Origin of the sequence: Sciscionella sediminilitoris (genome assembly GCF_000737195.2) — a bacterium.
Taxonomy (GTDB): Bacteria; Actinomycetota; Actinomycetes; order Mycobacteriales; family Pseudonocardiaceae; genus Sciscionella; species Sciscionella sediminilitoris.
In genome coordinates this window covers 19224-34139 of record NZ_JALM01000051.1, presented here as the reverse complement: position 1 = coordinate 34139, position 14916 = coordinate 19224, and the positions used below count along the sequence as shown (strand labels likewise).

The following is a 14916-nucleotide window of genomic DNA, read 5'->3' as shown; positions in this document are numbered from 1 at the left end:
CGTTATAAAACGTCTTATGGACGGTGTCAAGGTTGAGGAGCGGGCGGGCTGTCCGGCGCCTGGTTCAATACGACTTATGACATCACCTGAGAATTCCGCGGCCCACCTGGACCTGTCCGAGGCCGATCTGCGGATTCAGCGCGGCAGTACATCGGCAACGGTTCAGCTGGCCGAACGGATCAAGACCCTGATCGTCAAGCAGCAGCTGCCCCCGGGGGCGCGGTTGCCCACCGAGAAGGAACTGATCGAGGAGTCCGGGCTGAGCCGCATCACCGTCCGCGCGGCGGTGGGTGCCCTGGAGTCCGAAGGGTGGGTGGTGCGTAAGCAGGGCCTGGGCACGTTCGTGTCCGAACCGCTTGACCAGGAGTTGTCCTCGGGGGTCCGCACGATCACCGAGGTCCTGCTCGATCGAGGGGTGACCCCGCAGATCGAGGTCATGAGCTTCGGGGTCGAGCGTTCGCCGGCGTACGTCGAGCGGACGCTCGGCGAGCCCGAGGTGCTCACCATCCGCCGCCGCTACAGCGACGGCGAGCAGCCCCTGGCGCTGGTGACGATCCACCTTCCGAGCCGGGTGCGGGACGCCGCCGAGCCGTTGCGGTCGGCGGAACCGGCCACCGAGACCACGTACACGATGTGGGAGCAGCGGCTGGGCACGCGCATCGCGGAGGCCCGGCACGAGATCCATGCCGCGGGCGCTTCCACGGAGGTCGCGACGGCGCTCGGCGTCGACGAGGGGGCACCGGTCCTGGTGCTCGATCGCGTCAGCTACGACCACGACAACCGGCCGCTCGAGGTCGTTGTCTTCCACTACCGGCCGGATCGCTACGGCTTCTCGGTGACGCTTCCCCGCATCATCTCCGGCGGCCCGGTCGGCATGACAGAGAGAACAGAGAGGTAACGCCAATGACTGACACGGATCCCGGCACACCGGCACCCCCTCGCGGGGGTGGCCCGCACGTCGGGTTGATCCTCGCCCTGACCATCCGGGGCCTGTCCGTGGGCAACTACCCGGACATGGCCCGGGTCGCGCGGACGGCGGAGTCCCACGGGTTCGACTCCGCGTGGCTGTGTGATCATTTCCTGACCCTGAGCCCCGACGACTACGTCCGGGATGCCGGGATCACCGCCGAGGCGAGCGGCGAGGCACCCGAGTCCCAGGGGCCCTCCTCGATTCCGCTGCTCGAGTGCTGGACGGCGCTGTCCGCGCTTTCCCGGGACACGACCTCGCTGCGCCTGGGGACGAGCGTGCTGTGCAACTCGTACCGCTATCCCGCCGTGCTGGCCAAGATGGCCGCGACCCTGGATGTGATCTCAGAGGGGCGCGTGGATCTGGGGCTGGGGGCGGGCTGGTTCCAGCAGGAGTTCGAGGCCTACGGGATCCCGTTTCCCTCGACCGGTGACCGGGTTTCGGCGCTCGCCGAGTCGCTGCAGGTGCTGCGCAGCGTCTGGACGGAGGCGAACCCGCAGTTTCACGGCGAGTTCTACACGATCGACGGCGCGATCTGCGATCCGCCGCCGGTTCAGCAGCCGCATCCGCCGCTGTGGATCGGTGGCGAAGGGCCGCGGGTCAGCCGCATCGCCGTGCGGCACGCGAACGGGGTCAATGTCCGGTGGTGGTCGGCCGGAAAATGCGCCGAGCGCCGGGCGCTGCTCGACCGGGAGTGCGAGGCGATCGACCGTGATCCGTCGAGCTTCGGGATGTCGGTGACGCTGCTGCTCGCGCCCACCGAGTCGCCCGAGGCCGCGGAACGGTTGCGTGCGCGGTTCAGCTCGATCCCGGACAGCGGCCTGATCACCGGTTCCGCCCAGGCCTGCCTCGAACAGATCCGCGAGTACCAGGCCGCCGGGATCGACCATTTCCTGTTCACGATCCCGGATGTAGCGGACTCCGACCACCTCGATGTGGTCGGCGAACAGATCCTGCCGCACCTCGACGCCGCCTGACCTTCGCGCGCACCCGTTTGAAAGCGAGTTTCACGATGACCTCCGACATCACTGACCGGAAAACCGCGACCGCCGGGGCGGAATACCTCCGCCCGACCGCCTACATCGACTCCGACCACCCGAGGATCGTCGAGGCCGCCCGCCGGATCACCGAGGGCGCCACGACCGAGGTCGACCGGCTGGGCCGCATCTACCACTACGTCCGCGACCTGCCCTACGACATCCTGGCCTCGCTCCGCTATCTCGCGAAGGGGCAGACGGCGGCCAGCGACGTCCTGGCGAACGGTGTGGCGTTCTGCATGGGCAAGGCCAGTTCCTTCGTCGCTCTGTCCCGGGCCGCGGGCATCCCGGCGCGCGTCGCCTTCCAGGCGCTGGACGCGCCGGAGATGGAGTTCCTGTCCCCGGAGGTGCGCGTGCTCTGGGGCGGGCCCGTCGGCCGCCCGCTGCCCTGGCATTCGCTCGGCGAGGCCTTCATCGACGGCCGGTGGGTCAAGCTCGACGCCACGATCGACGCGCCCACCGCGACCAAGCTCGGTAAGCCCTACACGGTCGAGTTCGACGGCCGCACCGACATTCCCACCGTCGAGGGACCGGTGCTGCGGGAGAACGGCAGCTACGCCGACTACCCCGCCGAGGTCGCGGACTGGTACCTGCGCGTGGCCCGCGAAGTGCTCGCCGCACTCGAATCGCGGGCGGCGCACGACCGCGTCGCGAACGACGACGTGCTCTGGAGCGGGCCCGACCCCGAACTCGTCCGCCGCCAGGCCGTCGCCTGATCAGCCCCGCGTACCCACTCGAGAAAGACACCATGATGTCCGTTCGCCAGATCACCTCTGTCAATCCCGCGACCGAAGAAGTCCTCGGCCGCTTCGACCCGCACACCCCGGACCGGATCGAGGCCGCCCTCGCCAAGGCCGCGACCGCCGCCGCCCAGTGGCGCTCGGTTCCGATCGAGGTCCGCGCCCAGCACCTGCAGCGCGCCGCGGCCATCCTGCGCGCCGACCGGGACCGGCTCGCCGCGCTGATCACCGAGGAGATGGGCAAACCCATCGCCGAGGCCGAGGCCGAGGTCGAGAAGTCCGCCTGGTGCTGCGAGTACTACGCCGAGCACGGCCCGGCGATGCTCGCCGACGAGCCGGTCGAGACCACCGCGACCCGCAGTCACATCACCTACGAGCCGCTGGGTCTCGTACTCGCCGTGATGCCGTGGAACTTCCCGCTCTGGCAGGTGTTCCGGTTCGCCCCACCCGCGCTGCTGGCGGGCAACGGTGCCGTGCTCAAGCACGCGTCGAACGTGCCGCGCTGCGCCCTCGCGATCGCCGAGATCTGGGAGCAGGCGGGCTGCCCGGCCGGGCTGTTCAGCACACTGCTGGCCGGTCCGGACGCCGTGCCGGGCCTCATCGCCGACGATCGCATCCGCGCCCTGACCCTCACCGGCTCCACCGAGGTCGGAGCCCAGGTCGCGGCCATGGCCGCCGCACACCTCAAGCCGCAGGTGCTCGAGCTCGGCGGCTCCGATCCGTTCATCGTGCTCGCCGACGCCGACATCCCCGCCGCCGCGGCCGCCGCCGTCACCGCGCGGACCCTCAACGGCGGGCAGAGCTGCATCTCGGGCAAGCGCTTCATCGTGGAGGACGCGGTCGCCGAAGAGTTCACCGAGGCGTTCGCCGCGGGAGTCGCCGCGCTCACCGTCGGCGACCCGTTCGACCGCGATGTGCGGGTCGGCCCCTTGGCCAGGGCGAGCATCCGCACGGACCTGCTCGACCAGGTGCGCCGCAGCATCTCGGCGGGCGCCAGGGTCGTCACCGGCGGCACGGCGCCGGACGGTCCGGGTTTCTACTTCCGGCCCGCCGTGCTCGACAACGTCACCCCGGAGATGGCCGTCGCGGCCGAGGAGACCTTCGGTCCGGTGGCCGCGGTCATCCAGGCGAAGGGTCCGGCTGAAGCCGTCGACATCGCCAACGGCACCGAGTTCGGCCTTGGTGCCGCCCTGTGGACCTCGGACCTCGATCGCGCGAGCCACCTCGTGCCCTCCATCGACGCGGGTGCCGTGTTCGTCAACGGGATCGTCGCCTCCGACCCGCGGCTGCCCTTCGGCGGAGTCAAGCGCAGTGGCTACGGGCGCGAGCTGGGAGTGTTCGGAGCCCGGCAGTTCACCAACGTCAAGAGCGTCTGGACCGGGCCCGCGCAGAACGGCCAGGACCACCCGCTCAGCGAATAGACCACCAAGCCGAGCACTAAGGAGCTCCCATGACATCCCCACAGCCTGGCGAGTCGCCCCAGCGCACCGACACCGTCGCCATCGTCGGCGGTACCGGTGCCCTCGGGTTCGGACTCGCGACACGGTGGGCGCACGCCGGGATCAACGTCCGCATCGGTTCGCGCCGTCCGGAGGCCGCCCAAACCGCCGCCGCTGCACTCCCGGGGGCCTCCGGCGGTGAGAACGCCGCGGTGATCGACGGCGCGCCGGTCGTGGTCGTCGCGGTGCCGTTCAGCGCGCACGTCGAAACGGTGCGCTCGATCGCCAAAGTCATCCAGCCGGGTCAGCTGCTGATCGACACGACCGCCCCGATGGTGCCCGCCCGCCGCGGGCTTCGCCCCATCACCCCGTGGTCCGGTTCGGCCGCCGAACAAGCCCAGGACCTGCTCCCGGCCGGCGTGTCCATCGTCTCCGCGATGCAGACCGTCAGCGCCGCAACCCTGCGGGACCTCGAGCAGACTCTCGACGAGGACGTGCTGATCTGCGGCGACACGGCCGCCGACAAAGCCGTGGCCGCCACCCTCATCGAGCGCATCCGGGGACTGCGCGCCATCGACTGCGGCCCGCTGGACATCAGCGGCGTCAGCGAACGGATCACCGCACTGCTGGTCGGAGTCAACCGCCGGTACAAGACCCACGCCGGTATCCGCCTCACGGGACTGCCCGCGCCGCAGACGTGCTCGGGCCTCGACCGGCCCGCCTGATCGCCCCGATGGCCGTGCGCCGGGCCGGGTCTCGCCCTGGTTGTCGCCCTGGTTGTCGCCCTGGTTGTCGCCTCAGTCGGTGTCCGCGGCGGGTTTGCGGCGGCCGCGACGGTACAGCCACAGCACCACCAGCAGGGCCAGCACGATGACCGCGAGGACTGCGACCACGATCAACCAGGTCGGGTTCGAGCTGTCGTTCGCCGAGTTCGCCATCGCGGGGGAACCCTGGTTGTGCTGCTCCTGCGCGGCGGGGGCCGGCTGATCGAGATGCCCGACCGGGGCCACGTTCGCCCCGGAGAGCGCGAATCCGTAGTCCATCAGCCCGGTCGCGTTCTGGTACATGCCCTCGAGGTGGTTCATTCCGCGCATCATCACCAGCCCGACCCGGTGCCCGTCGCGCTCGGCCGCGTTCAGGAAGGTGTGCTGGGCGTCGTCGGTGAACCCGGTCTTCCCGCCGAGGTCGCCCGGGTACTTGCCGAGCAGCTTGTTGTCGTTCGCGACCTCGTAGGACTTGCCGTGCCCGTCCGGGAAGCTCATCTTCTGGGTGCGCACGATCTTGGCGAAGGTCGGGTTCCCCATGGCGGTGCGGAAGATGTTGGCCATGTCGTAGGCGGAGGTGGACATGCCCGGCCCGTCCAGGCCGGACGGCGTGGCCGCCCTGGTGTCCTTGCAGCCGAGCTGCGCGGCGAGCTTGTTCATCTTCTCGACGGCCTTGTCCATCCCGCCGAGCTGCATGGCCAGCGCGTGCGCGAGGTCGTTGCCCGATTTCAGCAGCAGCGCGGTGAGCAGCTGTTCGACCGTGTACCGGCCCTTGGGCACGATGCCGACCCGGGTGCCTTCGGCGTTCGCGTCCGCCTGGGTGCCGGTGACGACCTTGTTCATCTTCAGATCGCGCAGCACGACCAGGGCGAACAGGCTCTTGAGGATCGAGGCGGGGCGCTGCCGTCCGTGCGGGTCCTTCGCGGCGAGCACGTTCCCGCTGTCCAGGTCGAACAGCACCCAGGAGCCGAAGTCCAGGTGTTTCGGCAGCGGACCGGCCCCCTCCGGGAGCACAAAGCCGCACTCGGCCATGCGCGGGCCGCCCGCCGGGGTCGCGGGGACCGGGAGCGGCTGCGGTGCGGTGGCACCCGGCTTCGGTTTCTCCGAGGTGTCCACGGCCTTCGGCGGCGCCTGCTTCTGCGGGCAGTGCGTCGTGTTCGGCCGTGTGTCGGTGAGCGGCACCGAGTGCCGGTGCGGCGCGGCGGCGGCGAGCGGCGCCGAGAGGCCGCCGAGCAGCCCCGCGATCAACAACGCGACCAGGGCCTTGCTTGCGCGTGTCACTAGCACCGCGACAGGCTAGCTTGCAGGAAAGCGCTGCGGGCCCGCGCGGGGGATTACCGAGGGTGGTTCTCCCGCCGAGGGGGAGGTGAACTCCGACATCCGGACAGAAAGAAGGCGCTGGTCGCGGTGTCAGCTCGGTGCGTCTACGCCCATGGCGCGGGCGAGCTTCGGCAGCCAGGGATGGGTATCGGCGTCGTCGGGATGGGGGAAGACCTTGAGCCCGTAGGAGAACAGGTTCTGCCCCTTCCGGTAGAAGCGCTCGCGCATCCGCCGCAGGTAACGGGTCTCGTAGCTGCCGAACTCGTCGACCTCGAAGGCGCTCGCGATCCCGGAGGCGGCGATATCGGCAAGGTCCAGGCGCTCGTCGTCTTCCTGGCCACGGACATCGATGGCGTGCACCCAGTCCCACTCGATGCCTTCTTCGCGTTGCTTCCTCAGGGTGCGGAGGTAGTCGCCGAGGCGTTCTTCGAGGTGGCCGCCGCGTACGTGGGAAAGTGTGCAGTCGAGCTCGTGGTCGCGGCTTTTCGCCAGCCAGGTCAGCCTCTCGAGCAAGAACTTCGCCGCGTAGTTGTAGGCACCTGGAGCGTCGAGACCCGAGGGACGCAGCCGGGTCTTGCAGGTGACGACGCTGGCGATCGTCAACCATTCGGCGGAGCCGAGCAGCTGCGCCATCCGTAGCCGTTTGAAGTGATGCGATGCTTTCTGCCAATGCAGTTTGTCCCGCTGGCCGGTGTCCCGTTTGAGGTCGGCGATCAGCTCGGCGGCCTTCGGTTCGTCGGTCTCGGAGAAGGCCACCGCGGTCAGCACGAAGTGCGTGCTCGCGGTCTCCGACCTTGAGCTGTGTCCGGACTCGTCCACGAACGCCAGCAGCCTTGGCTTGCCGGGAGGTTTCAGGCTCATCGCGACCACCTCCGACCGACTCGTCACACCCGGTCACTTCATCGTGCCGCCGGTGTCGTCTGGGCCGGTAGCGGCTGACCGAGTGATCGCCCGTCCTCCATTCGTCCTACCTGGGCAAATGGAAAACGGGCGCCGTACCGGCCGGTACGACGCCCGTTTCGGATCGCTCTCCCCGCTAGGTGCGCTTGAACAGCAGCGCGCGCTTGACCTCCTGGATGGCCTTGGTGACCTGGATGCCGCGCGGGCACGCGTCGGTGCAGTTGAAGGTGGTCCGGCAGCGCCAGACACCCTCGACGTCGTTGAGGATGTCCAGCCGCTCCTCGGCGCCCTCGTCCCGGGAGTCGAAGATGAACCGGTGCGCGTTGACGATCGCGGCCGGGCCGAAGTAGGAGCCTTCGTTCCAGTACACCGGGCAGGACGTGGTGCAGCAGGCGCACAGGATGCACTTGGTGGTGTCGTCGAACCGCGCGCGGTCCGCGGCCGACTGGATCCGCTCGCGGGTCGGCTCGTTGCGGTAGGTCATCAGGTACGGCTTGATCGCGCGGTAGGCCTCGAAGAAGGGCTCCATGTCCACGTAGAGGTCCTTCTCCAGCGGCAGACCCTTGATCGGCTCGATGGTCAGCGTGGTCTGCTTCCCGTTCGCCGCGAACATGTCCTTCATCAGGACCTTGCACGCGAGCCGGTTGACCCCGTTGATCCGCATCGCGTCCGAACCACACACCCCGTGCGCGCAGGAGCGGCGGAACGCGAACGAACCGTCCAGGTAGTTCTTCACATAGAAGAGCAGGTTGAGCACCCGGTCGGTGGGCAGCGCGGGCACATCGTAGGTCTCGAAGTGCGGTGCATCGTCCACCTCGGGGTTGAACCGCTGGATCCTCAGCGTGACGGTGCGCGACCCCTCTGGAACGGGTGCCGGTTTCGGTGCGGCCTCGGTAGTGGTCATCAGTACTTGCGCTCCATCGGTTCGTAGCGGGTCTGGGTCACCGGTTTGTAGTCCAGGCGAATGTCCGCGGCGAGGGTGCTGCCCTGCTTGTAGGCCATGGTGTGGCGCATGTAGTTGGTGTCGTCGCGGTTGGTGTAGTCCTCGCGCGCGTGCCCGCCGCGGGATTCCTTGCGGGCCAGTGCGCCGACGACGAGTACCTCGGCGATCTCGAGGAGGAAGCCGAGCTCGACGGCCTCGAGCAGGTCGGTGTTGAACCGCTTGCCCTTGTCGTGCACCTGGATGTGCTCGTAGCGCTGCTTGAGCGCCTGCACATCGTTGAGCGCCTGCTTGAGCGTCTCCTCGGTGCGGTACACCGAGGCGTTGGCGTCCATGGTGGCCTGCAGCTCGGTGCGGATGTCGGCGACCCGCTCGTGGCCGTGCTCGGAGAGCAGCAGGGCGAGCTGGTCGTCGACGGTCTTGGTGGCTTCCTCGGGCAGTTCCACGAAGTCGTGGCTGACCGCGTACTCCGCGGCGGCGATCCCGGCGCGGCGGCCGAACACGTTGATGTCCAGCAGCGAGTTGGTGCCCAGCCGGTTCGAGCCGTGCACCGAGACGCAGGCGCATTCACCGGCGGCGTACAGGCCGGGGATCACGTTCTCGTTGTCCCGCAGGACCTCGCCCTCGACGTTGGTGGGGATACCGCCCATCACGTAGTGGCAGGTCGGGTACACCGGGACGGGCTCCTTGACCGGGTCCACGCCGAGGTAGGTGCGGGAGAACTCGGTGATGTCCGGGAGCTTGGACTCCAGGACTTCCTCGCCGAGGTGGGTCACGTCCAGGACCACGTAGTCCTTGTCCGGTCCGCAGCCGCGCCCGGCGAGCACTTCCTGGACCATCGAGCGGGCCACGATGTCGCGCGGGGCGAGGTCCTTGATGGTCGGGGCGTAGCGCTCCATGAACCGTTCGCCGTCCGCGTTGCGCAGGATGCCGCCCTCGCCGCGGACCGCCTCGGAGATCAGGATGCCCAGCCCGGCCAGCCCGGTCGGGTGGAACTGGAAGAACTCCATGTCCTCGAGCGGGAGGCCGTTGCGGAAGATGATGCCGAGCCCGTCACCGGTGAGGGTGTGCGCGTTCGAGGTGGTCTTGAAGATCTTGCCCGCCCCGCCGGAGGCGAACACGATCGACTTCGCGTGGAAGACGTGGATCTCGCCGCTGGCCAGCTCGTAGGCGACCACTCCGGAGGCCACCGGGTTGCCCTCGGCGTCCGGGGTGAGCAGCACATCGAGCACGTAGAACTCGTTGTAGAACTGGATGCCGTGCTTGACGCAGTTCTGGTAGAGCGTCTGCAGGATCATGTGCCCGGTGCGGTCGGCCGCATAGCAGGCCCTGCGCACCGCGGCCTTGCCGTGCTCGCGGGTGTGCCCGCCGAACCGGCGCTGGTCGATCTTGCCTTCCGGGGTCCGGTTGAACGGCAGCCCCATCTTCTCCAGATCGAGCACCGCGTCGATGGCTTCCTTGGCCATGATCTCCGCGGCGTCCTGATCGACCAGGTAGTCGCCGCCCTTGATCGTGTCGAAGGTGTGCCACTCCCAGTTGTCCTCTTCGACGTTCGCCAGTGCCGCGCACATTCCGCCCTGGGCGGCGCCGGTGTGCGAACGCGTCGGGTACAGCTTGGTGAGCACCGCGGTGCGGGCCCGTGGACCGGCCTCGATGGCGGCCCGCATCCCGGCGCCACCCGCGCCGACGATGACCACGTCGTACTTGTGAACCTGCATGGTGGGAGCTCCTGTAGTCCGCGAGGGATCAGTTCGAGATGTTCGGGTCGAAGGTGAAGATCACGAAGCTGCCGAGTGCGATGATCAGCACCGCGGAGGCGTAGAGCAGCATCTTCAGCCAGAACCGGGTGGTCTCCTTGCGCGCGTAGTCGTTGATCACGGTGCGCAGGCCGTTCGTCCCGTGCAGCTCGGCGAGCCAGAGCATGGCCAGGTCCCAGAACTGCCAGAACGGGGAGGACCAGCGGCCCGCGACGAACGCGAAGTTGATCCGGTGCACGCCGCCGTCGAGGATGTTCATGATCAGCAGGTGGCCGAGCACCAGGATGATCAGCACGAGCCCGGACAGCCGCATGAACAGCCAGCTGTAGAGCTCGAAGTTGGACCGGCGCGCGGCGGGGCGGCGCTGGGTGCGTGGTGCGGCGAGTTCGCTCGGTGTAGTGGTCATGGTGATCAGGCCCCGAAGATCTTCTCGACGTTGTGACGCAGCATGAAGTACGCGCTGGGGATGAGCACGACGACCCAGATGACGATGATCGCCCACAGCATCGGCCGCTGGTACTTCGCGCCCTTGCTCCAGAAGTCCACGAGCATCACGCGGATGCCGTTGAGCGCGTGGTAGAGCACCGCGGCGACCAGCCCGAGCTCCATCAGGTTGACCAGGGGGGTCTTGTAGGTGTCGATCACCGAGTCGTAGGTGTTCGGCGAGACCCGGACGAGCGCGGTGTCCAGCACGTGCACGAACAGGAACAGGAAGGTCGCGACCCCGGTGATCCGGTGTGCGACCCAGGACCACATGCCGATGTCGCCGCGGTAGAGCGTGCCCGCCTTCTTCCGCGCGCGGCCTCCCGAGCCCGCGGTCGTTACCTCACTGGTGGCCATGGTGTCGGGCCCTCCAAACCATTGCTTGACTCCTCACTCGCCCGGTCCCGCCGGCAGCGGGGTCCGGACTCGATCGTCGTCTCGCGCTTCACAGTCGGGACGTATGTTCGCCGCGCGGTCAAATCGACCGCGAGCAGCACGTTTCCGGATGCTAGTCCCGGGTCTTAACACCGAGAACACGGCATCTCGCTCGTGTGATCGAGGAGACACGGGCAGCGCTCCGTTCACGACGTGCGCACGTGTGTGGACGATGAGTACTCCATCCGAAAATTATTGGCAACGGAATCGGCGGGCTGTTACCCAATTCACCACTCGTCCGGGTACCGTTCGCGCGTCAAGTGCAGGTGACGAGGGAGCCGAGCAATGAAGCACAGGAGGCGCCTAGGGGCGCTTGGCGTCGCCGCGCTCGCGGGCACGCTGATGCTCGCCGGGTGTGCCAAGGACGTGAACGGCCCGGGTTCCGGCGCCTCCTCCGGCGGTGGTTCGAGCACCGGGCAGGGCTGCAAGCTGGCGCCGCAGCCGCCCGCCGCGCCCGCGGCGGCCACCAGCTCGCAGGAGCAGGGTGCGGGGGTGGACGGCTCGAAGATGCGGGTCGGGCTGGCCTACGACATCGGCGGGCGCGGGGACGCCTCGTTCAACGACGCCGCCTATCGTGGCCTCGAGGAGGCGCGTGCCAAGCTGGGGGTCAAGGACAGCCGCGAGGTCAGCGCGCAGCCGAACGAGACCGAGGACCAGCGCCAGTCCCGGCTGCGCCAGCTCGCCGACGACGGCTTCAACCCGATCATCACCGTCGGCTACTCCTACGCCGAGTCGCTGAAGGCGGTCGCGAAGCAGCGCCCGAACACCCAGTTCGCGATCGTGGACGACGACACGATCAAGCTGCCGAACGTGCACCCGCTGGTGTTCGCCTCCGAGCAAGGGTCCTTCCTGATCGGGGTGGCCGCGGCGTACAAGTCCAAGAACTGCCACATCGGCTTCGTCGGCGGGGTGCGCACCCCGCTGATCCAGGCCTTCGAGGCGGGCTACCTGCAGGGGGCGAAGGCCGCCGCGCCGGGCATCAGGATCGAGGACGACTACCTCAAACCGGCCGGGGACAACTCCGGCTTCAACGATCCCTCCACGGCGAGCCTGAAGGCCAGCGGGCAGCTGCAGAAGGGCGCCGACGTCATCTACCACGCGGCGGGCGCCTCCGGGAAGGGCGTGTTCGACGCGGTCAAGCAGGCCGGTGGCGGCGCGCTCGGTATCGGGGTGGACTCCGACCAGTACTTTCAGCCGACCGTGGCCAATGACAAGGACATCATCATGACCTCGATGGTCAAGAAGGTGGACCAGGCCGTGTTCGGTTATCTCGCGGCCTTCGCCTCGAACAAGCTCGGCGGTTATCCGAAGCGGTTCGACCTGTCCACCGGGGCGGTCGGTTACACCCGCTCGGGCGGCAAGATCAACGACATCACCGGGCCGCTGGACGCGTACAAACAGCAGATCATCGACGGCAAGATCCAGGTCAAGGACAAGCCGTGACCGAGAAGGGGAGCGAGGAGGCCGAACCGGCCGTCGAACTCGAGGGGATCACCAAACGGTTCCCCGGTGTGGTGGCCAACTCGGACGTGTCGCTGCGGGTGCGCCGCGGCGAGGTGCACGCGATCTGCGGGGAGAACGGCGCGGGCAAGTCCACGCTGATGAAGATCCTCTACGGGATGCAGGCTCCGGACGAGGGCACGATCCGGGTGAGCGGGAAACCCGTGCGGTTCCGCAGCCCCACCGATGCGATCGCGGCCGGGATCGGCATGGTGCACCAGCACTTCATGCTCGCGGACAATCTGACCGTCGCGGAGAACGTGATCCTCGGCGCCGAAGCGCTGCACGGGATCGGCAGGCGCGCCCGCGCGCGGATCGCCGAGCTCGCCGAACAGACCGGGCTGCGCGCCGATCCGGGCACCCTCGTCGAACGGCTCGGGGTGGCCGACCGGCAGCGCATCGAGATCCTCAAGGTGCTCTACCGGGGCGCGCGGATCGTGATCCTGGACGAGCCGACCGCGGTGCTCGTGCCGCAGGAGGTGGAGGAACTGTTCGCGACGGTGCGCGGGATGCGCGCGGACGGCTACACCTTCGTGTTCATCTCGCACAAGCTGGACGAGGTCCGCTCGATCGCCGATTCGGTCACCGTGATCCGCAGGGGCGAGTCGGTGGGCACCGCGGATCCGCGCACCGTCTCCAGCAGGGAACTGGCCGAGATGATGGTCGGGGCGAGCCTGCCCTCCCCGTGCACCGAGGACGGCACGGTGACCGAGACCGTCACCCTGGAATGCGCCGGGCTGGACCTGCTCGGCGAGGACGGCACCCGCAAGCTGCTCGACGGGGTGAGCCTCCGGGTGCACGCGGGGGAGATCCTGGGTATCGCCGGGGTGGAGGGCAACGGTCAGACCGAGCTCGTGGAGACGATCATGGGCCTGCGCAAGGCGAGCGCGGGCACCATCACCATGCGCGGTTCGGACGGCGGCGAGCACGAGCTGACCGAGCTGGACACCTTGCACCGCAGGGAACTCGGCATCGGTTACATTCCCGAGGACCGTAACCGGCACGGGCTGCTCGAGCACCAGTCGCTGTGGGTCAACCGGATCCTGGGCTATCAGACGCGCGCGCCGATCGCGAAGGGCGCGCTGCTCGATCCGGCGGGGGCGCGCCGGGACACCGAGCGCATCGTCGCCGAGTACGACGTGCGCACGCCTTCGGTGAACGTGGAGGCGGCCGCGCTTTCCGGGGGCAATCAGCAGAAGCTGATCGTGGGCAGGGAACTCTCGCAGGATCCGGTGCTGCTGCTCGCCGCGCATCCGACCCGCGGGGTGGATGTCGGTGCCCAGGCACTGATCTGGGAACGGATCCGCGCGGCGCGCTCGGCCGGGCTCGCGGTGCTGCTCGTCTCGGCCGATCTGGACGAACTGATCGGGCTCTCCGACGCCATTCAGGTGATGCTGCGCGGACGACTGGTCGCCGAGGCCGATCCGGCGACGGTGACCCCACAGGAACTCGGCGCCGCGATGACCGGCGCCCGCGAAGGGGGTGCCGCCTCGTGAACCGGATCCTTCCCGCGATCCTCGCGGTCATCTTCGCCGTGCTGCTGTGCTCGGTGGCGCTGCTGATCTCCGGGGACGATCCGGTGGCAGCCTTCGCCACGATGATCACCCAGGTCGGCGAGGGCCAGACCGCGGTGAACGTGATCAACACCGGCGCGGTGTACTTCATCGCGGGGCTGGCGGTCGCGATCGGGTTCAAGATGAACCTGTTCAACATCGGCATCGAGGGCCAGTACCGGTTCGCGGTGATCGTCGCGGCGATCTACGGCGGTTCGGTGCACCTGCCGCCGGGTATCCACACGCTGACCATCCTGCTCGTCGCGGCGGTGGCCGGTGCGCTCTACGCGCTGATTCCCGCGCTGCTCAAGGCTTATCGCGGGGTCAGCGAGGTGATCTCCACGATCATGCTCAACTCGATCGTCGCCGGGATCACCGGAGTGCTGGTGAAACCGGACATGTTCGGGGTGCAGAGCGGGAACAACCTGGCCACCGCGGCGATCCCGCCATCGGGGCGGGTGCCCGGTATCCCGCTCGGCTCGGCGGGCACCCTGTTCGGGCTGGTCTTCCTCGCGGTACTGCTCGGTGTCGGATACTGGTTCATGCTGGGGCGCACCAGGTTCGGTTTCGAACTGCAGGCCTCGGGGGAATCGGCGACCGCGGCCGCGGCCGGTGGGGTGAACGCCCGCCGGATGGTGCTGATCGCGATGCTGCTCTCCGGGGCGGTCGCCGGGCTGATCGCGATGCCCGAACTGCTCGGCCGGGATTTCTCCTACGGCATCAACGCGCCTCAGGGATACGGGTTCACCGGGATCGCGGTCGCGCTGATCGGGCGCAACTCGCCGACCGGGATCGCGATCGGCGCGCTGCTGTGGTCCTTTTTGGACAAGTCGGCGGTCTCCCTGGACAACATCGGGGTTTCCCGGGAGATCGTCACCATCATGCAGGGGGTGATCGTGCTCTCCGTGGTCGTCGCGTACGAGATCTTCCGGCGCAGGGAGCTCAAGACCCAGCAGCAACAGGTCGGTACGGAGTTCCTCTCCGGTAAGACGGCCGGAGGTGTGGCATGAGCCCGAAGACGACGAGCGCGGGAGCATCGCAGCGAGCCCTCGCGAGCGAGGAGCGGACCGGGCGAGGAGGC

Annotated in this window: 14 protein-coding genes; 8 read left to right on the top strand and 6 right to left on the bottom strand. The window is 68.5% G+C overall.

What is annotated here, in order from left to right:
* Positions 1-76 precede the first annotated feature (76 nt).
* Genes AD72_RS20700 through npdG form a run of 5 tightly spaced genes read left to right on the top strand, consistent with a single transcriptional unit; the run spans position 77 to position 4908 of the window.
* Positions 77-898, top strand: a complete 822-nt coding sequence (locus AD72_RS20700) for an Rv0792c family HTH-type transcriptional regulator (protein ID WP_031468188.1) — start codon at positions 77-79, stop codon at positions 896-898.
* Between the two features lie 5 nt (positions 899-903).
* The gene (locus AD72_RS20695; RefSeq protein ID WP_037346730.1) at positions 904-1944 is read left to right on the top strand and encodes a TIGR03619 family F420-dependent LLM class oxidoreductase; all 1041 of its coding nucleotides are present in this window, start codon (positions 904-906) and stop codon (positions 1942-1944) included.
* Positions 1945-1979: 35 nt separating this feature from the next.
* Complete coding sequence (locus AD72_RS20690) at positions 1980-2720, top strand: transglutaminase-like domain-containing protein (RefSeq protein WP_031468186.1); 741 nt, start codon at positions 1980-1982, stop codon at positions 2718-2720.
* A 32-nt stretch (positions 2721-2752) separates the two neighbouring features.
* Positions 2753-4165: an NAD-dependent succinate-semialdehyde dehydrogenase gene (locus AD72_RS20685; protein WP_231644916.1), complete on the top strand. Its 1413-nt coding sequence runs from the start codon at positions 2753-2755 to the stop codon at positions 4163-4165.
* 29 nt (positions 4166-4194) lie between these two features.
* Positions 4195-4908, top strand: coding sequence for an NADPH-dependent F420 reductase (gene npdG / locus AD72_RS20680; RefSeq protein ID WP_051898836.1), 714 nt, complete (start codon positions 4195-4197; stop codon positions 4906-4908).
* Between the two features lie 72 nt (positions 4909-4980).
* Here npdG and AD72_RS20675 read toward each other — a convergent pair whose 3' ends face one another.
* From AD72_RS20675 to sdhC, 6 genes are all read right to left on the bottom strand, one after another.
* Positions 4981-6234, bottom strand: a complete 1254-nt coding sequence (locus AD72_RS20675) for a D-alanyl-D-alanine carboxypeptidase family protein (protein ID WP_231644915.1) — start codon at positions 6232-6234, stop codon at positions 4981-4983.
* A gap of 123 nt (positions 6235-6357) precedes the next feature.
* Positions 6358-7128 carry a DUF3800 domain-containing protein gene (locus tag AD72_RS20670; protein ID WP_156365301.1) on the bottom strand — a complete coding sequence of 257 codons (771 nt, stop codon included), beginning with the start codon at positions 7126-7128 and terminating at the stop codon, positions 6358-6360.
* Positions 7129-7303: 175 nt separating this feature from the next.
* Positions 7304-8071, bottom strand: coding sequence for a succinate dehydrogenase iron-sulfur subunit (locus AD72_RS20665; RefSeq protein ID WP_031468181.1), 768 nt, complete (start codon positions 8069-8071; stop codon positions 7304-7306).
* Entirely contained in the window at positions 8071-9825 is a 1755-nt protein-coding gene (sdhA, locus tag AD72_RS20660) for a succinate dehydrogenase flavoprotein subunit (protein ID WP_031468180.1), read from the bottom strand. The genes AD72_RS20665 and sdhA overlap by 1 nt, the downstream gene beginning before the upstream one ends.
* 28 nt (positions 9826-9853) lie before the next feature.
* Entirely contained in the window at positions 9854-10270 is a 417-nt protein-coding gene (locus AD72_RS20655) for a succinate dehydrogenase hydrophobic membrane anchor subunit (protein ID WP_020496141.1), read from the bottom strand.
* Positions 10271-10275: 5 nt separating this feature from the next.
* Complete coding sequence (gene sdhC, locus AD72_RS20650) at positions 10276-10704, bottom strand: succinate dehydrogenase, cytochrome b556 subunit (RefSeq protein ID WP_020496142.1); 429 nt, start codon at positions 10702-10704, stop codon at positions 10276-10278.
* A gap of 363 nt (positions 10705-11067) precedes the next feature.
* Here sdhC and AD72_RS20645 point away from each other — a divergent pair, with 363 nt between their 5' ends.
* The 3 genes from AD72_RS20645 to AD72_RS20635 are packed head-to-tail and all read left to right on the top strand — an operon-like array spanning position 11068 to position 14845.
* Positions 11068-12225 (top strand): BMP family lipoprotein, encoded by a 1158-nt coding sequence (locus tag AD72_RS20645; protein WP_031468179.1) that lies wholly within the window; start codon positions 11068-11070, stop codon positions 12223-12225.
* Complete coding sequence (locus AD72_RS20640; protein WP_031468178.1) at positions 12222-13778, top strand: ABC transporter ATP-binding protein; 1557 nt, start codon at positions 12222-12224, stop codon at positions 13776-13778. Before AD72_RS20645 ends, AD72_RS20640 begins: the two co-directional genes overlap by 4 nt.
* A complete protein-coding gene (locus tag AD72_RS20635) occupies positions 13775-14845 on the top strand; it encodes an ABC transporter permease (protein ID WP_031468177.1) in 1071 nt (356 codons plus the stop codon). Before AD72_RS20640 ends, AD72_RS20635 begins: the two co-directional genes overlap by 4 nt.
* The last annotated feature ends 71 nt before the right edge of the window (positions 14846-14916 follow it).